Origin of the sequence: Actinomadura madurae (genome assembly GCF_900115095.1) — a bacterium.
In the GTDB taxonomy this organism is placed as follows: Bacteria; Actinomycetota; Actinomycetes; order Streptosporangiales; family Streptosporangiaceae; genus Spirillospora; species Spirillospora madurae.
On sequence record NZ_FOVH01000003.1, the window covers coordinates 75,231 to 93,327 of the forward strand.

Consider the following 18,097-nt stretch of genomic DNA (forward strand, 5'->3'; position numbering starts at 1 on the left):
TTGGTTCACTTGGTTCGGTGCTCTGTTTCGAGAGCAATGCTCTCTCTAGAGAGCGGCGATGTCAAGAGCAGTGCTCTCTGTTCGGTGCGACGCTCTGCTACGATCCGCCCATGAGCGCAGGCCGGACGGCACGGGAACGGGTGCGGGCGGAACTGATCCGGGAGATCACCGAGATCGCGCGGCGGCAGCTGGCGACCGAGGGCGCGGCGGGACTGTCGCTGCGCGCGGTCGCCCGCGAGATGGGCATGGTGTCGTCGGCGATCTACCGGTACTTCCCGAGCCGCGACGACCTGCTCACCGCGCTGATCATCGACGGCTACAACGCGGTCGGCGAGGCGGTCGAGCGCGCCGACGCCGCGGTCGGCGCCGGGGACTTCGCCGGACGGTGGCTCGCCGTGTGCAGGGCCGTCCGCGCGTGGGCGCTGGCGCACCCGCACGAGTACGCGCTGCTCTACGGGTCGCCCGTCCCCGGGTACGAGGCGCCGCAGGACACCGTCCCCGCCGCCATGCGCGACACGGTCGTCCTCGCGCGGATCATCGCCGGGGCGCACGCGGCCGGCGCGCTCGACCCGGCCGGGCCGCTCCCGCCGGCGCCGCCGCCCCTCGCCGGGGACCTCGCCGGCGTGCGCGCCGCGCTCCCCATGGACGTCCCCGACGAGGTCATACTGCGCGGTTTCACCGCATGGGCCGCGCTGTACGGGACGGTCAGTTTCGAATTGTTCGGGCAATTCAACAACGTGATCGAGGAACGGGCCGTCTACTTCGACCACACCATGATCCTGCTGGGCCGCCTCGTCGGCCTCCAGCCCCGCCCCTGACGGGGTCCCGAGACGCCCGCGATGTGGTCAGTGACACATGTGACTGGTGGTAAGTAGCCATGTGATCGGTGAATTCGCAGGTCATCGCGGTGTAGCCGGATTTCGGACGGCTCGGCATCACCGAATCCATTGACGTGACCTCACCGCCCCCGCAAGCATGGATCGCTCGGTGACGTGGAGATCTCGGAGGCGGGATCCGCGCGGGGCGGGAAGGAGCGCGTGGGCAGCGCGATGAAGTCCAACCAGTCGACCATCTCCGGCGGGGGCGCGGCGGGCACGTCCGGCGGGACGGCGGGGCTCGGCCGCTCCGGGCTCGGCACCTCCGGGGGGCAGCGGCTCCCGGCGTCCCCGCGCGAGCGCAAGCCGGCGCTCGCGGCCCTCGCGGTGCTGCTGATCCTCGGCGGCGCCCTCGCCAGCGCCTACCTCGTGATGGCGAGCGGCGAGCGGGTGTCGGCGATCCGGATCGCGCAGCCGGTCGCGGCCGGGCAGCGGATCCCCGCGGGCGCCCTCGAAGAGGTGCAGGTCGGCGACACCGGCATCCAGTACATCAAGTGGTCCGAGCGGGCGAAGGTGACCCGCTACTTCGCGGCCGTCCCGCTGGTGCGCGGCGCGCTGCTGACCAACTCCATGATCAGCCCGTCCGACGCCCCCGCCAAGGGCCGGCTCGTCGTCGGGCTCGCGCTCAAGCCGGGCCAGCTGCCCTCGGGCGGCCTGACCAGCGGCAAGCACGTCACCCTGTTCGCCGTCGGCGGCGCGACGAACGGCGGGCCGCGCGCCGGGACCGTCCTCGCCCAGGACGCGATCGTGCTCGGCGTCGGCACCGGCGACTCCGGCGGCCCGACCCGGCTGCGCTCCGAGCAGACCAGCGTGGACGTCGCCGTTCTCCCGGCCGACGCGGCGAAGGTGACGCAGGCGGCCTCCGCCGGGGCGGTCGCGCTCGCGCTCATCCCGGACGGGACGTCGGTCTCCGCGCCGCCCGCGCCCCAGCAGCCGGCGGGGCAGAACGACGAGGGCGTCGACCCGGTCCCGAGCGGCGGCCCGGGGACGGGCGGCGGCCAGACGGGCGGCCCGCAGGTTCCGAGCACGGGCGGTAACTGACGGTGGCACTCATCGCGCTCGCGGCCGACAAGGGGGCGCCGGGCGTCACGACCGCGGCGGTCGCGCTCGGCGCCGTGTGGCCGCGTCCCGTGCTGGTCGCGGAGTGCGACCAGGCGGGCGGCGACCTGGTGTACCGGCTGCCCGCCGCGTCCCCGGCGGACGGCGACGGCGACGGCGGGATGCTCAACCCCTCCCGCGGCCTGCTCAGCCTCGCCGCGACCGCGCGCCGCGGCCTGCGGCCCGAGCAGATCGCCGAGCACTGCCAACGGCTCGCCGGCGGCCTCGACGTGCTCGTCGGGCTCACCAACGCCGAGCAGGCGCAGGCGATGACCTGGCTGTGGGGGCCGCTCGGCCGGGCGTTCGCCGGCCTCGCGCCCGTCGACGTGATCGCCGACTGCGGCCGGCTCGGCGCCGGCAGCCCGCTGGCCGACCTGCTGCGCGAGGCCGACCTCGTCGTCCTGCTCACCCGCGCCACCCTGGAGCAGGTCGCCCACCTGCGCGAGCGCGTCGCCGCGCTGACCGCGGAGCTGCGCGGCGGCCCGCCGGTCGGCGTGCTGGTGCTCGCCGACCCGCGCGACTTCCGCGGCTCGATCGCCGAGGTAGATCGGATCCTCGCGGGCGTGCGCGGCCGCGTCCAGGACCCCGCGCAGGGCCCGCCGCCGCCGGACGTGACCGTCCTCGGCGGCCTGGCGCTCGACCCGAAGGGCGCCGGCCTGCTGTCCGGGAGCTGGGGCGGGCGGCTGGACCGCTCGCTGCTCATCCGGTCGGCGCGGGAGGTCGCGGGCGAGCTGGCGGGACGCCTCCCCGCGCCGTTCGCCGGAGTGCCGCAGGACGGGCGGGACGTCCCATCCCCGCCCAGACCGACGGCACCGCAACCGCAGCAACCGCAGCCACCGCCGCCCGCGGTGCCCGGCGTCCAGGCGCCCCCGCACGTTCCGGCGGGCGGCGGCCACGAGGAGGGGAGGCGCTAGATGGACCACGCGCTCGTCAAGCGCCTCCGCCAGGAGGTCGGCGACCGGCTCGCGCAGCAGCGCCGGCTGGACGCCGCGAACGGCCTGCCGCCGATGACCGGGGAGGACGAGCGGCAGTTCGCCCGCGCGCTGATCGGCCAGGTGCTGGAGGAGTTCGCCCGCGGCGAGATCACCTCCGGGCGGCGCCCGCCGAACGCCGAAGAGGAAGAGGCGCTCGCCGCCGGGGTCCACGCGGCGCTGTTCGGCGTCGGCCGGCTCCAGCCGCTGCTGGAGGACCCCGAGATCGAGAACATCGACGTCAACGGCTGCGACCGGGTGTTCATCGGGTACGCCGACGGCCGCGAGGTGATGGGCGAGCCGGTCGCCGAGAGCGACGAGGAGCTGGTCGAGCTGATCCAGATCCTCGCCGCCTACAGCGGGCTGTCGTCGCGCCCGTTCGACACCGCGAACCCGCAGCTCGACCTCCGGCTTCCGGACGGCTCGCGGCTCTCGGCCGTGATGGACGTGACCGTCCGCCCCGCGCTGTCGATCCGGCGCGCCCGCCTCGGCAAGGTGTTCCTCGCCGACCTGGTCGGCAACGGGACGTTCAGCCAGGAGGTCGGGCAGTTCTTCCACGCCGCCGTGCACGCCCGCAAGAACATCATGATCGCCGGGGCCACGAACGCCGGGAAGACGACGCTGCTGCGCGCGGTCGCCAACGAGATCCCGCCGTACGAGCGGCTCATCACCGTCGAGCGCGCCCTGGAACTCGGCCTCGACGCGTTCCCGGAGCTGCACCCGAACTGCATCGCGTTCGAGCAGCGGCTGCCGAACTCCGAGGGGCAGGGCGCGATCTCGATGGCCGAGCTGGTCCGCCGGTCGCTGCGCATGAACCCCTCCCGGGTGATCGTCGGCGAGGTGCTCGGCGACGAGATCGTCACGATGCTGAACGCGATGACGCAGGGCAACGACGGGTCGCTGTCGACGATCCACGCGAACTCGTCGGTGGAGGTCTTCAACCGCGTCGCGACCTACGCGATCCAGTCGGTGGAGCGGCTGCCGGTCGAGGCGACCCACATGCTCATCGCGGGCGCGATCGACTTCGTCGTGTTCATCGAGAAGCGCAACGACTACGCCTCCGGCGGGCGGCTGCGCCGCTACGTGTCCAGCGTCCGGGAGGTCACCGGCGTCGACGGACGGGTCCTGTCGTCGGAGGTGTTCGCGCTCGGGCCGAACGGGTACGCCGTCCCGTCCGCGCCGATCGCGTGCGCCGCCGACCTCGCCGAGCACGGCTACGACCCGGCCGCCGGGGGTGCCTGGTGACCGGCCGGGGAGGTGCGTGATGTACGCGCCGGACGTGCTCCTCGCCGTCGTCGCGGGCGCCGTCGCCGGCGGCGGGCTCCTGCTGCTGGCCGTCGCGCTGCGCGGGCTGCCGCCGCGGACCGGGCCCGCCCGGGGGCGCAGCCGCGAGGACCTCGTCCGCACCCTGACCACCCGCACCGCCGTCGCCGTCATCGCCGGCGTGCTCGTGCTGATCGTGACGCGCTGGCCCATCGCGGCCGCCGGGACGGGTGCGCTCGTGCTCGCCTGGAACGGCCTCGCGGGCGGCGCCGCCGAGGAGCGCCGGGGCATGGCGCGGCTTGAGGCCCTCGCCGGCTGGACCGAGTCGCTGCGCGACACCATCGCGGGCGCCGTCGGCCTCGAACAGGCCATCCCCGCCTCGCAGCGCGCCGCCGCGCCCGCCCTGCAGCAGCCGCTGCGCAACCTCGTCGACCGGCTGCACACCCGCGTCCCGATGCCGGAGGCGCTGCGCCGGTTCGCGGACGACCTCGACGACCCGTCCGCCGACCTGGTCATCGCGGCGCTGATCCTGAACGCCAAGCTCCGCGGCCCCGGCCTGCGCGACATGCTGAGCGCGCTCGCGACCTCGGCCCGCGCCGAGCTGGACATGCGGCGCCGCGTGGAGGCCGACCGGCGCGCGACCCGCCGCAGCGTCCGGATCGTCGTCGCCGTCTCCGTCGGGACGGCCCTCGCCCTCGCGGTGTTCAACCACTCCTACGTCGAGCCGTACGACGACTTCCTCGGGCAGCTCGTCCTGTGCGTCGTCGTCGCCCTGTACGGGGCCGCGTTCCTGTGGCTGCGGCGGCTGTCGCGGTACGAGCTGCCGGGACGGTTCCTCAGCGAGCCGCGCCGGACCGCCCAGCCCGGCGTGCCGGGCGAGGTGCCGAGCACGGTCGCCGGCTGGCAGGGCGGGGACGCCCGGCGGCAGGGCCCGCAGGAGCTTCCGCTGCGCGGCCGGCACACCACGGACGCGGGCGGGGGTGGCGCCTCGTGAACGGTGCGATGATCGCGGGCGCCGTCGTCGGGCTCGGCCTGTACGTGCTGGTCCGGGCGCTGTTCCCGTCCCGTCCCGGCCTCGCCGCCCGGATGGCCGCGCTCGACGCCGCCCGCCGCCGCGACCTGGAGGAGCAGCAGGCGAGCCGGCTCTCCCCGACCCTGGACCGGGTCGGCGGGACGCGCGCCCGGCTCGGGCGGGAGCTGGCGCGGTTCTGCGAGGCGCGCGGCTGGAAGCTGCGGTCCGTCCGCGCCGACCTCGCGATCACCGGGCGGTCGCTGGAGGCGTTCCTCGCGACGAAGTTCCTGCTGCCCGCCGCCGCGCTGCTGTTCATCCCGCTGATCGTCGCCTACTTCACGCTGCTCGGGCTCGGCTCGTCCGTCGCCGTCCCCGCCTGGATCTGCGTGCTGTTCGCCGCGCTGTTCTTCTTCTTCCCCGACATGCAGCTCCGGCAGGAGGCGCAGGCCCGCCGGCAGGACTTCCGGCACGTCGTCGGCGCCTTCCTCGACCTCGTCTCGATGAACCTCGCCGGCGGGCGCGGCGTCCCCGAGGCGCTGATGACCGCGTCCAACGTCGGCGAGGGCTGGGCCATGCACCGCATCCGGGACGCGCTGTCCAACGCCCGGATCACCGGCCAGACGCCCTGGCAGTCGCTCGGCCGGCTCGGCGAGGAACTGGACATCGCCGAGCTGCGCGACCTCGCCGGGGCGCTCGCGCTCGTCTCCGACGACGGCGCGCAGGTCCGCAAGTCGCTCGCCGCGCGGGCCGCGTCCATGCGCAGCCGCGAGCTGTCGGAGCTGGAGGGCAAGGCCGGCGAGCGCTCCCAGTCGATGCTCATCGCGCAGCTGTTCCTGTGCGCCGGATTCCTGATCTTCCTCGCCTACCCGGCACTGATGCGGGTGCTCGCCTCATGACGTCCCCTACTAGGCCCGCCCCGTCCGTCCCCCTGGAGGAGCCACGATGAATCCGCTCAATCCCCTGCACGACCCGGCGGTCGTCTACCTGCGCGCCCTCGTCGGCGACCGGCTGGCCCGGCTGCGGGCCGAGGACGAGCGCAGCCGGGGCGCGTCCGCGATCGAATGGGCGATCATCACCGCGATCCTCGCCCTGATCGCCATCACGATCGGCGCGGTCATCCAGAAGAAGATCCAGGACAAGGCCAACAGCATCAACACGGGCTGAGCGCCATGCGGCCCGGAAGACCCGGCATCTCCGCGTGTCGCCTGTGGGGGGACGACCCCCCACACCCCCCGAAAGAACATGAGGGCGGGGATGCGGGTGCGTCGTCGATGGAGTGGGCACTGCTCACTCCGATCCTCATCCTGCTGATGCTCGTCGTCGTGCAGTTCGCGATGGTGTTCCACGCCCGGCACGTCGCGCTCGCGGCGGCGCAGTCCGGCGCCCGCGTCGCGCGCACCTCCCCGGTCGGCGGCGGCTGGGAGGGCGCCGCGACGGCGAAGGCGTCCGGCAGCGTCCAGGAGATCGGCCCCGACCTGCTGAGCGGGCTCCAGGTCAGGGCGGGCGAGGAGAACGACGAACGCTGGGTCGAGGTCAGCGGCGAGGCGGTGCGGGTCGTCCCGTTCCTGACGTTCCACGTGTCGCAGCGCTCCCAGGGGCCGATCGAGTGCTTCCGCCCCGACGTGGGCGCGGGCACCGCCTGCCAGCGCGGGGCGGGGCCGTGACCGAAAAGGACCGCGGGTCGATGTCCCTGGAGATGGTGCTGGTCACGCCCATCTTCGTCGCGTTCCTTCTCTTCCTCGCCGGCGCCGGGCGGATGGTGGACGCCAAGAGCCAGGTGGACGGCGCCGCCCGGGACGCCGCCCGCGCCGCGTCCATCGCGCGCAGCGCCCCGTCCGCGCAGAGCCTCGCCGCCGACACCGCCGCCGCCGGGATGCGCGGCACCGAATGGTGCACGGGCGGTCCGAGCGTCCAGACCGACGTGTCCGCCTGGGGGCCCGGCGGGCGCGTCGGGGTGACCATCACCTGCGACGTCGACCTCGGCGACCTCGCGTTCATCGGGCTGCCCGGCAGCAAGCGGCTCCAGGGCCACGCGGTCGCCCCCGTCGACACCTTCAGCTACCGCGGGACGGACGGCCCGGAGGGCGCGCCGTGACCGGGCACCGCCGGCTCAGCCGGGCCCGCCCGCACAGCCGGGACCGCGGCACGATCGCGATGTACACGGTGCTGTTCACCCCGATCGTCCTCCTGCTCGCCGGGCTGCTCGTGGACGGCGGCCTCGCCATCCACGCGCGGCAGCGCGCCGCCGACGTGGCCGAGCAGGCGGCGCGGGCCGGGGCGAACCAGATCGACACCGATGCCCTGCGCGAGACCGGCCGGCCCGTCCTCGACCCGGGCCGGGCACGTGCGGCGGCGTGCGACCTGCTCGCGTCCTCCGGCGAGCGGGTCACCGCGGCGCAGTGCGACGCCGACGAGCAGGCGGTCGCCGTCACCGTGCGGATCAGCGTGCGGCCGCAGCTCCTCGGGATCATCCCGGGCTTCGGCGACTTCCAGATGACCTCCAGCGCGACCGCCCGTCCCGTCACGGGCGGACCGGGAGGAATCGGCCCGTGAGACTCGGCGAGATCAGATCTACGATGAAGGCGACGTCCGGGGACCGGAGAACGGCAGGGGCGCGATGGTGACGCGGCAGGGGCAGAGGACGCCAGTCCGGGTGAGAGGGCGCCGCAGCGCGGGCGACGTCATGGCCGGCATCGGAGCGCTCGTCGCGCTCGCCGCGCTGATGGCCGGCGTCCCGTTCGCGCTGATCACGCTCTTCGGCTCGCCGCTGCCCGACCAGGTGCCGTCGGCGTCCGACCTCACGCACCGGGTCGGGCCGGGCTCGCTGATCGCGATCCTCGTCGCGCTGGTGTGGCTGGCCTGGCTCCAGCTCGCGGCGTGCGTGGCGGTCGAGGTGTACGCGGGCGTCCGCGGCGTCGGGGTGCCCGCCCGGGTGCCGCTCGCCGGCGGGACGCAGTCGCTCGTGCACCGGCTCGTCGTCGCCGCCCTGCTGCTGTTCACCGCCACCACCGCGATCATGCCGGCGTTCTCCGGCGGCGGGCTCTCGCAGCGGCAGCCGGCCGTGCAGATGCAGCCGCAGGCGCAGACGTTCCACCGGGTCCCGGACGCGCCGGAGCGGCCCGCCGCCGCCGAGCGGCTCGCCGAGGAGCTCACCGCGGACCCGGCGGAGAAGTCCGCGACCACCAAGATCTACCGGGTGCAGCCGCCGGAGGGCCGGCATCACGAGAGCCTCTGGGAGATCGCCGAGAAGTGCCTCGGCGAGGGACGCCGCTACAAGGAGATCTACTCCCTCAACAAGGGCCACATCCAGCCGGACGGGACGCGCCTGACGATCGCGAGCCTGATCCGCCCCGGCTGGATCCTGGAGATGCCCGCCGACGCCAAGGGCGCGAAGGTCATCCCGAAGAAGGACCTCGACGACTACTTCCGGTACGGGCACGCCGTCCCCGACCGGCCGGAGACGCCGAAGCCGCCCGAGAAGCCGGCGCGGCCCGCGCCGCCGACGGCGCAGCCGACCCAGCCGCCCGCCTCGCAGGCCCCGCCGGCCACGCCGAAGCCCCCGGAGTCGCAGCCCCCGGCATCGCAGCCTCCCGCGTCGGAACCGCCCGCGTCGGAACCGCCCGCGTCGGAACCGCCCGCGTCGCAACCCCCTGCCTCGCAGCCGCCCGCCTCCCAGGCGCCGCCCGCCACGTCCCAGCCGCCGGCGTCGCCGACCCCGGCGCCGCAGCCGAGCGAGCCGCGGAACCAGGAGGCGCCGCACCCGCCCGTGCACGGCGGGACGGAGGGCCCGTCCGGCGAGATGGGCGGCGAGGCCGGCAGCGGTGGCGCCGAGGTGCCGGGGAAGGGCTCCCCGCAGTACGAGGAGACCGGTGGCGCGCTCGACCTCGGCTGGCCGCGGGGCCTCGCCGCGGCGTCGCTGCTCGCCGCCGGGCTGCTCGCCGTGCTCGGCCGGCGCCGCCGCACCCAGATGTGGCACCGCGCGTTCGGGCACATGGCCGTCCGGCCGGAGGGCGAGGCGGCCGAGGCCGAGCGGGCGCTGCGGATCGGCGCCGACGACGACGCGGCGAGGCTGCTCGACCTCGGGCTGCGGCACATGTCGAAGTCCATGGCGGCGGGCGGCCGGGCCATGCCGACCGTCTACGGCGTGCACCTCGGGCGGCTGCGGGACGGGCACGGCAGCCTCGACCTGTGGATCGCGCCCGCCGACCGGAACCCGCCCGCGCCCTGGCAGGCCTTCGACGACGGCCAGGTGTGGCGGCTGAACGGCGACGCGCTGCCCGCGCTGGAGGCGTCCGACCTCGCCGACGTCCTCGCCCCCTACCCGGGCCTCGTCTCGATCGGCACGAACGACAACGGCCGCATCCTCGTCGACCTGGAGGCGGCGCACGGCCTGATCGCGCTGCGCGGGCCCGAGGACGTCCGCCGCGCGGTGCTCTCCGCGGTCGCGCTCGAACTGGCCACCAACCGCTGGTCCGACCACATGCGGATCACGCTCGTCGGGTTCGACGGCGAGCTCGGCGAGGGCCTCGCGGAGATCGCCCCGGACCGGATCCGGTCCGTGCCGACGCTCGCCGACGCGCTGCCCGAGCTGGAGGGGCGCAGCGAGGAGGTGCGGCAGGCGCTCGCCGCGTCCGGCGTCGACTCGGTGCTCACCGGACGCTGCCGCGGCGTGTTCGGCGAGGCCTGGATGCCGCACTACCTGATCATGGCGGACCGGCCCGCGGAGGCCGAGGCGGACCGGCTCGTCGCGCTCGCCCGCACCGGCACCCGGATGGCCGCGGGCTACCTCGTCCCCGGCGACGTGCAGGGCGCCACCTGGACGTGGGACGTCGACGGCGCCGGGCGGCTCCAGGCCGGGGTGCTCGGCTTCGACGTCGACGCGCAACTCGTCCGCGACGACGACTACCGCGGCGTGTTCGAGCTGTTCCGCACGGCCGGCCGGCAGGAGTCCGTCGAGCTCCCCGGCCTGGCCGGCGGGGAGGAGCCGCCGACCGCGCAGCAGTCCTCGGCCGAGGTCCGGCTGCTCGGCCCGATCGAGGTCGAGGCGCCCGGACCGATGGACGAGGGCCGCCGCGAGCTGTGCACCGAGGTGCTGGTGTTCCTCGCGGCGCACCCGGAGGGCGTCCACCCGACCGTGCTGTCCGGCGCGATCTGGCCGCGCGGCGTGAGCGCCGGCGTCCGCGACGCGACGGTGGCGCGCGTGTCGGACTGGCTCGGCCGGGACGCGCGGGGCCGCCCGAACCTGTACCACGACGAGCGCGGCCGGATCCGGCTCGGCTCCGAGGTGCGGGTCGACCTGAACGTGTTCCGCTGGCTCGTGTGGCGGTCGGCGGCCGAGCCCGCGTCCGAGACCGCCTACATGGCCTACGCGCTGGACCTCGTCCGCGGCCCGCTCCTCGCGGGCCGGCCGCGCGGCCGGTACGCCTGGCTCGCCGACCACGACCTGGAGTACGAGGCGCCCGCCCGCGTCATCGACGTGGCGCACCGGCTCGTCGTGCTCCGGCTCGACGAGGGCGACGCGCGCGGCGCGGTGAGCGCGGCGCGCGCCGGGCTGCGGCTCGCCCCCGAGGACGAGGGCCTGTGGCGCGACCTGCTCCGCGCCACCCATGCGACCGGCGACGTCGCCCAGGTCCAGGTGGTCGTGGACGAGCTGCGCGGCCGTGTCGCCCGCGACCCGCTGCTGGACCGGCTCCAGCCCGAGACCGAGGCGCTCATGGAGGAACTGCTGCCCGAGTGGCACCATGTCGGCTCGCGCTAGCCGGCTCGCGCTGGGCGCCGGAGCGCGCTAGCGGTACAGGCCGGTGCCGCCCAGCGAGTACCGTCCGGGCTGCGGATGCACGCACAGCCCGGACGGGCGCCCTGCGACGCGCACCTTCCGCACGACGCGCCCGGTCCGGGTGGAGACGGCGTAGACGAGGCCGGCGGGGTCGGCGAGCCACAGCGCCGTCCCGTCCGACGACACCCCGCCCGGCACGGGGGAGCCGCCGCCCGGCAGCCGCCAGCGGGACGCGACCCGCCGCGACCGGAACTCGACGGCGCTGAGGGTGCCGCCGCCCACGACGAACAGCCGGTCCGCGTCCCGGCTGATCGCGAGGCCGCGGGCGCCCGGCGCGGTCGGCACGAACCCCAGTGGCGCGAACCGCCGGGCGTCCACCAGCCACACCCCGCCCGCGCGCGCGTCGGCCACGTAGAAGGCGCTGCCGTCGGGGGACAGCCGCAGGTCGCCGGGCCGGGCCCCGTCCGGCAGCCGGAGCGTCCCGGACACGCGGCGGCCGGCGAGGTCGACGCGGACGAGCGTCCCGGCGGCCGTGCACGTCGCCACCAGGGACGTCTCGTCCGGCGTGAAGTCGGCGTGCCCGGCGTCGCACGGCAGCGGGGTCGCCGCGCGCGGCGCCATGGTGCGCGGGTCGCGCACGTCGATCCGGGACGGGCGGCGCGCCAGCACCAGCGCGTCCTGCCCGTCGGGGGTGAAGTAGAGCCCGGCCGGCGCGGTGACCGGGACGGGACGGCCGCGCCGCCCGCTGCGCGGCCCGACGGGGACGAGCGCGCCGTGCGCCCGGTCGATGGCCCACAGCCGCCGCAGATCCCACGACGGCACGATCCCCGACACGGCCGTCCAGGGCTCGGCGCGGCCGGCGACGCGGAGCGTGGCGGGGTCGACGACGCTGACGACCCGGCCGCCCGCGACGTACAGGCGGGCCGGCATCCCGCGCGCGTTCGGCGCGATCATCCCGGCCCCGGTGGCGGCGTAGACGCGCCCGCCGGCCGGTGCGACGGGCACCTCGCCGCCGGGCGGGGCGGGCGGCGCCGCCCCGTCCGCCGGGGCCCGGTCCGGCAGCGCCCGCGTGTAGGGCGCGGGCCCGCCGAGCCCGACCGCCGGATCGTCCGCGCCGCCCTCCCCGGGCCGGTAGAACGGGACGGGCGACTCGCAGCCGGACAGCGCGCCGCCGGTCAGCGCGAGGGCCGCGGCGAGCGGGAGCGCGGCGGCCCGTGATCGTCCTCGATGAGGCCCCATGCACGGCTCACCCCCCAATACGGCCGGGACCTTACCGAGGCGCGACGCGTGGTGTCCGAGCAATTGCTAAACGTGTTCACGTTCAGGGGGGAATCGGGACCGGCTCCGGGGACGGGCCCCCGCGGCTAGTCGGACTTGCCGATGCCGATGCCGAACTCCCGGTACACGCGCTCCCAGAAACCGTCCCGCAGCCAGGTGCGGGCCTCCTGGTAGGGGCGCAGGGAGGAGCCCAGCGTCTTCTCGGCCTCGATCAGCAGCTCCTTGTCGATCACGGGCGGCAGGATCGGGCCCGGCAGCAGGTCGCGGATGTTGTCCCGGCCCCGCTCGAAGATCCACTTCTGCGCGACGTGCTCGCCGATCTCCAGCATGTGGTCGCGGTCGGGGCCGAGCTTGCCGTCGGACGGGGTGCTGGCCGTGGAGTTCATCGACGCGGCCACCGTGGCGGGCGTCGCCGCGCCCGGCACCGGCACCGTCGTGCGGACGGCCGCCGCGGGCTTGACCGGGGGGCGTCCCGCGAACACCTGCGACGGCGACGGGACGGGGCTGGTGCGGTGCGCGGCGGCCGCGGCGTCCCGGACCGCGGCGGCGGTCCCGGGCGCGGGCACCGGCAGGACCTTGGCCTTGGTGAAGTAGGGGCGCAGGAAGTCGGCGGCCAGCACCTCGACCGTGTCGGACTCCCACACCAGCCATTCGGCCTGGTTGGAGCCGTGCGTCGGCTCCACGCCCCACAGGTGCACGCGGACGCCGTACCGCTGCGCGGCCTCGACGGCGGGCAGCATGTCCTCGTCGCCGGCCAGCAGCACCGCGTCGGTGATCGCGCGGTGCCGGGCGAGGGCCTCCAGGTCGGCGCGGAGCTGGGCGTCCACGCCCTTCTGCTGGCCCTGCGCGTTCAGGTTGCCGAGGCGCAGCTTCACCAGCGGCAGGTTCGCGATCACGCGCTGGTCGACGGTCGGCTGCCGCTTGGGCGCCGCGTCGAACCAGTACACCCGGAGCAGCTCACCGCGCCGCTGCTCGTCGGCGTGGTCGGTCAGCGCCTTGATCAGTTTCTCGGCGGCGACCCGGTACTCGCGGCGCGAGCCGCAACCGAGCAGCAGGGCCCCGGAGGCCGCGTAGAGGTATCCCGCGTCGACGAAGATCGCGTATCGCGCGGGCTGTGGGACGTACTCCGAGGTGGCCATGGCCTTCCACCCTATTCGTGCCGAGCCCCCACTGGGCGCGAACCAGGGTGACATGTCGCTACGCGGAGACCGGCCCGCCCGCGGTCCCGCGCACGGAAACGATCAGCGGGGCAGCCCGCTCGCCCGCCAGGCTCCCGCCCCGCGCGGCCGGGGACCGCCCGCGACCGTGCCGCGGACGAGCCGCGTCCGGTCGGCCCAGCGCGACGGCCCGGCACCGGTCCCGGCGCCGCCGCGGGCCGCGGCGGCGCGTGCGCGGGCGGTGAGCACGGCGACGAGCGCCGCGATCTCCTCCGGCGTGGGGTCGCCGCGGACGACCTGGAGGAACGGCTTGTTCTCGGCGGTCACCACATCTCCCGGTCCATGGGGCGTGCTCCGGTCACAGCGGGATGTTCCCGTGCTTCTTCGGCGGCAGGGTCGTGCGCTTGTCGCGCAGCGCCCGCAGCGCGCGCACGACCTGCCCGCGCGTCTCGGACGGCTTGATCACGTTGTCGATGTAGCCCCGCTCCGCCGCGATGTAGGGGTTGGCGAGGGTGTCCTCGTACTCGGTGATCAGCTCGGCGCGGCGGGCGTCCGGGTCGTCCGCGGCGGCCAGCTCGCGCCGGTACAGGATGTTGACCGCGCCCTGCGCGCCCATCACCGCGATCTGCGCGGTCGGCCACGCCAGGTTGATGTCGGCGCCGAGGTGCTTGGACCCCATGACGTCGTAGGCGCCGCCGTACGCCTTGCGCGTGATGATCGTGACGAGCGGGACGGTCGCCTCGGCGTAGGCGTACAGCAGCTTGGCGCCCCGCCGGATGATGCCGTTCCACTCCTGGTCGGTGCCGGGGAGGAAGCCGGGGACGTCGACGAACGTGATCACCGGGACGTTGAACGCGTCACAGGTCCGGACGAACCGGGCGGCCTTCTCGGAGGCGTCGATGTCGAGCGTCCCGGCGAACTGCATCGGCTGGTTGGCGACGATGCCGACCGAGTGCCCCTCGACCCGGCCGAACCCGACGATGATGTTGGGTGCGAACTGCTCCTGGACCTCCAGGAACTCGCCGTCGTCCAGCACGTGCTCGATGGCGGTGTGCATGTCGTACGGCTGGTTCGGCGAGTCGGGGATGAGGGCGTCGAGCTCCTCGTCGGTCTCGGTCACGTCCACGGGCACGTCGAACACGGGCGCGTCGGCGAGGTTGTTGGACGGCAGGTAGGACAGCAGCGCCTTGACGTACTCGATCGCGTCGTCCTCGTCCGACCCCTGGTAGTGCGCCACCCCGGACCGGGAGTTGTGCGATCGCGCCCCGCCCAGCTCCTCCATCGTCACCTCCTCGCCGGTGACCGTCTTGATCACGTCCGGGCCGGTGATGAACATGTGCGAGGTCTGGTCGACCATGACGATGAAGTCGGTGATCGCCGGCGAGTACACGGCGCCGCCCGCGCACGGCCCCATCACCAGCGAGATCTGCGGGATGACGCCGGACGCGTGCACGTTCCGCTTGAAGATCTCCGCGTACAGGCCGAGCGCGACCACGCCCTCCTGGATCCGCGCGCCGCCGGAGTCGTTGATCCCGATGACCGGGCAGCCGGTCTTGAGCGCGTGGTCCATCACCTTGACGATCTTCTCGCCGAACACCTCGCCGAGGGAGCCGCCGGAGACGGTGAAGTCCTGGCTGAAGATCGCGACCGGGCGGCCGTCCACCGTCCCGTACCCGGTGACGACGCCGTCGCCGTAGGGCCGGTTCCTCTCCATCCCGAAATTGGTGGAGCGGTGCCGCGCCATCTCGTCGAACTCCACGAACGAGCCGGGGTCGAGCAGCGCGTCGATCCGCTCCCGGGCGGTCATCTTGCCCTTGGCGTGCTGCTTCTCCACGGCCCGCGCCGAACCGGCGTGCACCGCCTCGTAGCGGCGGCGCTCCAGGTCCGCGATCTTGCCCGCCGTGGTGTGGACGTCGTAGCCGACGGGGGGTTCAGGGGCTTCCATCGCCATGCGGGCCAGGGTAACCGCACGCTGATCGGGCGGTCGCGGCCGGGTGCCGGTGACCGGGATGGGCGCCGGTCCCGGGCCGCTCGTTACGCTTGGGCGGGTGGCTACGAAGACGCGTGACACCTTTCGGCAGGAGATGCCCGAACCGCTGCGCCGCGACGTTCGGCTGCTCGGCGCCATGCTCGGCGACTCCCTCGTGGAGTACGGCGGCACCGGACTGCTGGACGACGTCGAGCGGCTCCGCCGCGCGGTGATCGCGGCCCGCCGCGGCGAGACGGGCATCGAGGAGGTCGCCGCCCTGGTCGACGGCTGGTCGCTGGAACGCGCCGGGCAGGTCGCCCGCGCGTTCACCGTGTACTTCCACCTGACGAACCTCGCCGAGGAGCACCACCGCATCCGGACGCTGCGGGAGCGCGACACCGGTGACACGGTGCCCGGCTCGGCCGCCGCCGCGATCGAGGAGATCCGCGCGTCCGGCGACGGCCGGCTCGACGCGATCATCGAGGGCCTGGAGTTCCGCCCCGTCTTCACCGCCCACCCGACCGAGGCGCGCCGCCGCGCCGTCGTCACCGCCATCCAGCGGATCAGCGACCTGCTGGCCCGGCTGAACGCGGGGCCCGGCGCGTCCGAGCGCCAGGAGACCGAGCGCAGCCTCCGCGAGGAGATCGACCTGCTGTGGCGGACGGCGCTGCGCCGCGGCACCCAGATCGACCCGCTGGACGAGGTCCGCACCGCGATGGCCGCGTTCGACGAGACGATCTTCCGTGTCGTCCCGGCCGTCTACCGGGCCCTGGACCGCGCCCTGGACGGCGAGCGCACCGGGACCCGCCCGCCGAAGGCCCGCCCCTACCTGCGGTTCGGGAGCTGGATCGGCGGCGACCGCGACGGCAACCCCTACGTCACCGCCCAGGTCACCCGGGACGCCGTCATGATCCAGGCGGACCACGTCCTGCGCGCCCTGGAGAACGCGTGCGCCCGCGTCGGCCGGGAGCTGACCGTCCACGAGTCGACCACGCCCCCGTCGAAGGACCTGCTGAACGCGCTCGCCGCCGCCCGCACCGCGCACCCGTCCCGCCTCCGCGAGATCGCCGAGCGGTCGCCAGGCGAGGAGCACCGGCAGCTCCTCCTCTACGCGGCGGCCCGCATCGCCGCGACCCGCGAGCGCGACGCCGACCTGGCCTACGCGTCCCCGGACGAGCTGCTCGCCGACCTGCGCACCGTCCAGGACTCCCTCGCCGGCGCGGGGGCGACCCGGCAGGCGTACGGGCGCGTCCAGCAGCTCGTCTGGCAGGTCGAGACGTTCGGCTTCCACCTGGCCGAGCTGGAGATCCGCCAGCACTCCGAACTGCACGAGAAGGCGCTGGCCGAACTCGACGGCGACCACTCCGAGATGACCGACGAAATCTTGGACACCCTCCGGACGGTCGCCTGGATCCAGAACCGCTTCGGCGTCCGGGCCTGCCACCGCTACATCGTGTCGTTCACCCGGTCCGCCGCCGACATCGCCAACGTGCACGAGCTCGCCGCGTCCCTCGGCGACGGCGCGCCCGTCCTCGACGTGATCCCGCTGTTCGAGACCGGCGAGGACCTGGAGCGTGCCCCGTCCGTCCTGGACGGGATGCTGGAGATCCCGGCCGTCCGGCGACGCCTGGACGAGACCGGTCGCCGCCTGGAGGTCATGCTCGGCTACTCCGACTCCGCCAAGCAGCTCGGCCCGACCAGCGCGACCCTCCACCTGTACGACACGCAGGAGGCCCTCACCGCGTGGGCGGCCCGGCACGACATCACGCTGACCCTGTTCCACGGGCGCGGCGGCTCCCTCGGCCGCGGCGGCGGCCCCGCCAACCGCGCCATCCTCGCGCAGGCCCCCGGCTCGGTCGCAGGCCGCTTCAAGGTCACCGAGCAGGGCGAGGTGATCTTCGCCCGGTACGGCCACGCCGAGATCGCCAAGCGGCACGTCGAGCAGGTCACCAGCGCCGTCCTGCTGGCCTCGACCGACCCCGTCCAGGACCGCGCCCGCGAGGCCGCGGCCCGCTTCCGCCCCCTCGCCGACAAGATCGGCGAGGCCGCCGAGGCCGCCTTCCGGAGCCTCGTCGAGACCGACGGCTTCGCCGCCTGGTTCGCCCGCGTCAGCCCCCTGGAGGAGATCTCAGAGCTGCGCATCGGCTCCCGCCCCGCCCGCCGCAAGGCGGCCCGCGGCCTGGAGGACCTGCGCGCCATCCCCTGGGTGTTCGCCTGGACGCAGACCCGCGTCAACCTGCCCGGCTGGTACGGCCTCGGCAGCGGCCTGGCCGCCGTCTCCGACGACGGCCGCGACCTCACCGGGCTGCGCGAGGCCTACGAGGCGTGGCCGCTGTTCAACACGCTCCTCGACAACGCCGAGATGAGCCTCGCCAAGTCCGACCGCGCGATCGCCGAGCGCTACCTGGCCCTCGGCGAGCGCCCCGAGCTCTCCGCCGCCGTCCTCGCCGAGTACGACCGCACGCACCGCCTCGTCCTGGCGGTCACCGGACACGACCGCCTCCTGGAGAACCGCCGCGTCCTCTCCCGCGCGGTCGAGCTCCGCAACCCCTACGTGGACGCCCTCTCCCACCTCCAGCTCCGCGCCCTCAAGGCCCTCCGCGCGGGCGTGGACGACGAGGACGAGCGGACCCACCTCGAATCTCTGCTCCTCCTCTCGGTCAACGGAGTGGCCGCCGGCCTCCAGAACACGGGGTGA

General features: G+C 74.9%; 16 protein-coding genes. 12 read left to right on the forward strand and 4 right to left on the reverse strand.

Features of this window, described 5'->3' with window-relative positions; translation table 11 throughout:
* The first annotated feature begins 110 nt into the window (after window positions 1–110).
* The 11 genes from BM339_RS09960 (at window position 111) to BM339_RS10010 (ending at window position 10,977) form a co-directional block, all read left to right on the forward strand.
* Window positions 111–818 (forward strand): TetR/AcrR family transcriptional regulator, encoded by a 708-nt coding sequence (locus BM339_RS09960; RefSeq protein ID WP_024936131.1) that lies wholly within the window; start codon window positions 111–113, stop codon window positions 816–818.
* 219 nt (window positions 819–1,037) lie between these two features.
* On the forward strand, window positions 1,038–1,916 hold the full coding sequence (locus BM339_RS09965) for a hypothetical protein (protein ID WP_075020937.1): 879 nt from the start codon (window positions 1,038–1,040) through the stop codon (window positions 1,914–1,916).
* Between the two features lie 2 nt (window positions 1,917–1,918).
* A complete protein-coding gene (locus BM339_RS09970; RefSeq protein ID WP_083597520.1) occupies window positions 1,919–2,887 on the forward strand; it encodes a hypothetical protein in 969 nt (322 codons plus the stop codon).
* A complete protein-coding gene (locus BM339_RS09975; protein ID WP_021600129.1) occupies window positions 2,888–4,189 on the forward strand; it encodes a TadA family conjugal transfer-associated ATPase in 1,302 nt (433 codons plus the stop codon).
* A gap of 19 nt (window positions 4,190–4,208) precedes the next feature.
* On the forward strand, window positions 4,209–5,201 hold the full coding sequence (locus tag BM339_RS09980; protein WP_024936770.1) for a type II secretion system F family protein: 993 nt from the start codon (window positions 4,209–4,211) through the stop codon (window positions 5,199–5,201).
* Window positions 5,198–6,115, forward strand: a complete 918-nt coding sequence (locus BM339_RS09985; protein WP_024936771.1) for a type II secretion system F family protein — start codon at window positions 5,198–5,200, stop codon at window positions 6,113–6,115. Before BM339_RS09980 ends, BM339_RS09985 begins: the two co-directional genes overlap by 4 nt.
* 46 nt (window positions 6,116–6,161) lie before the next feature.
* A complete protein-coding gene (locus tag BM339_RS09990; protein ID WP_021599820.1) occupies window positions 6,162–6,383 on the forward strand; it encodes a Flp family type IVb pilin in 222 nt (73 codons plus the stop codon).
* Window positions 6,384–6,490: 107 nt separating this feature from the next.
* Window positions 6,491–6,883, forward strand: a complete 393-nt coding sequence (locus tag BM339_RS09995; RefSeq protein WP_021599819.1) for a TadE family protein — start codon at window positions 6,491–6,493, stop codon at window positions 6,881–6,883.
* The gene (locus BM339_RS10000) at window positions 6,880–7,314 is read left to right on the forward strand and encodes a TadE family protein (protein ID WP_235206597.1); all 435 of its coding nucleotides are present in this window, start codon (window positions 6,880–6,882) and stop codon (window positions 7,312–7,314) included. Before BM339_RS09995 ends, BM339_RS10000 begins: the two co-directional genes overlap by 4 nt.
* On the forward strand, window positions 7,311–7,772 hold the full coding sequence (locus tag BM339_RS10005; protein ID WP_075020674.1) for a TadE/TadG family type IV pilus assembly protein: 462 nt from the start codon (window positions 7,311–7,313) through the stop codon (window positions 7,770–7,772). The genes BM339_RS10000 and BM339_RS10005 overlap by 4 nt, the downstream gene beginning before the upstream one ends.
* A 100-nt stretch (window positions 7,773–7,872) precedes the next feature.
* A complete protein-coding gene (locus BM339_RS10010) occupies window positions 7,873–10,977 on the forward strand; it encodes an AfsR/SARP family transcriptional regulator (protein WP_244938442.1) in 3,105 nt (1,034 codons plus the stop codon).
* Window positions 10,978–11,004: 27 nt separating this feature from the next.
* Here the strand turns inward: BM339_RS10010 and BM339_RS10015 are convergent, their stop codons facing one another.
* The 4 genes from BM339_RS10015 to BM339_RS10030 all read right to left on the reverse strand — a co-directional run bounded on the left by BM339_RS10015 (window position 11,005) and on the right by BM339_RS10030 (window position 15,381).
* Window positions 11,005–12,234 (reverse strand): YncE family protein, encoded by a 1,230-nt coding sequence (locus BM339_RS10015; RefSeq protein WP_075020676.1) that lies wholly within the window; start codon window positions 12,232–12,234, stop codon window positions 11,005–11,007.
* A gap of 125 nt (window positions 12,235–12,359) precedes the next feature.
* Window positions 12,360–13,412, reverse strand: a complete 1,053-nt coding sequence (locus BM339_RS10020) for an NYN domain-containing protein (RefSeq protein WP_024934287.1) — start codon at window positions 13,410–13,412, stop codon at window positions 12,360–12,362.
* 102 nt (window positions 13,413–13,514) lie between these two features.
* Entirely contained in the window at window positions 13,515–13,757 is a 243-nt protein-coding gene (locus BM339_RS10025; RefSeq protein ID WP_024934288.1) for an acyl-CoA carboxylase subunit epsilon, read from the reverse strand.
* A 31-nt stretch (window positions 13,758–13,788) separates the two neighbouring features.
* Window positions 13,789–15,381 carry an acyl-CoA carboxylase subunit beta gene (locus BM339_RS10030; protein ID WP_177287662.1) on the reverse strand — a complete coding sequence of 531 codons (1,593 nt, stop codon included), beginning with the start codon at window positions 15,379–15,381 and terminating at the stop codon, window positions 13,789–13,791.
* A gap of 133 nt (window positions 15,382–15,514) precedes the next feature.
* Here BM339_RS10030 and BM339_RS10035 point away from each other — a divergent pair, with 133 nt between their 5' ends.
* The gene (locus BM339_RS10035) at window positions 15,515–18,097 is read left to right on the forward strand and encodes a phosphoenolpyruvate carboxylase (RefSeq protein ID WP_021599613.1); all 2,583 of its coding nucleotides are present in this window, start codon (window positions 15,515–15,517) and stop codon (window positions 18,095–18,097) included.

Bases quoted from the DNA above. Each gene is read 5' to 3' on its own strand.
- BM339_RS10030 (WP_177287662.1), bottom strand. From the start codon at position 15,381: ATGGCGATGGAAGCCCCTGAACCCCCCGTCGGCTACGACGTCCACACC.
- BM339_RS10015 (WP_075020676.1), bottom strand. From the start codon at position 12,234: ATGGGGCCTCATCGAGGACGATCACGGGCCGCCGCGCTCCCGCTCGCC.
- BM339_RS09990 (WP_021599820.1), top strand. From the start codon at position 6,162: ATGAATCCGCTCAATCCCCTGCACGACCCGGCGGTCGTCTACCTGCGC.
- BM339_RS09960 (WP_024936131.1), top strand. From the start codon at position 111: ATGAGCGCAGGCCGGACGGCACGGGAACGGGTGCGGGCGGAACTGATC.
- BM339_RS09975 (WP_021600129.1), top strand. From the start codon at position 2,888: ATGGACCACGCGCTCGTCAAGCGCCTCCGCCAGGAGGTCGGCGACCGG.
- BM339_RS09995 (WP_021599819.1), top strand. From the start codon at position 6,491: ATGGAGTGGGCACTGCTCACTCCGATCCTCATCCTGCTGATGCTCGTC.
- BM339_RS10020 (WP_024934287.1), bottom strand. From the start codon at position 13,412: ATGGCCACCTCGGAGTACGTCCCACAGCCCGCGCGATACGCGATCTTC.
- BM339_RS09980 (WP_024936770.1), top strand. From the start codon at position 4,209: ATGTACGCGCCGGACGTGCTCCTCGCCGTCGTCGCGGGCGCCGTCGCC.
- BM339_RS10035 (WP_021599613.1), top strand. From the start codon at position 15,515: ATGCCCGAACCGCTGCGCCGCGACGTTCGGCTGCTCGGCGCCATGCTC.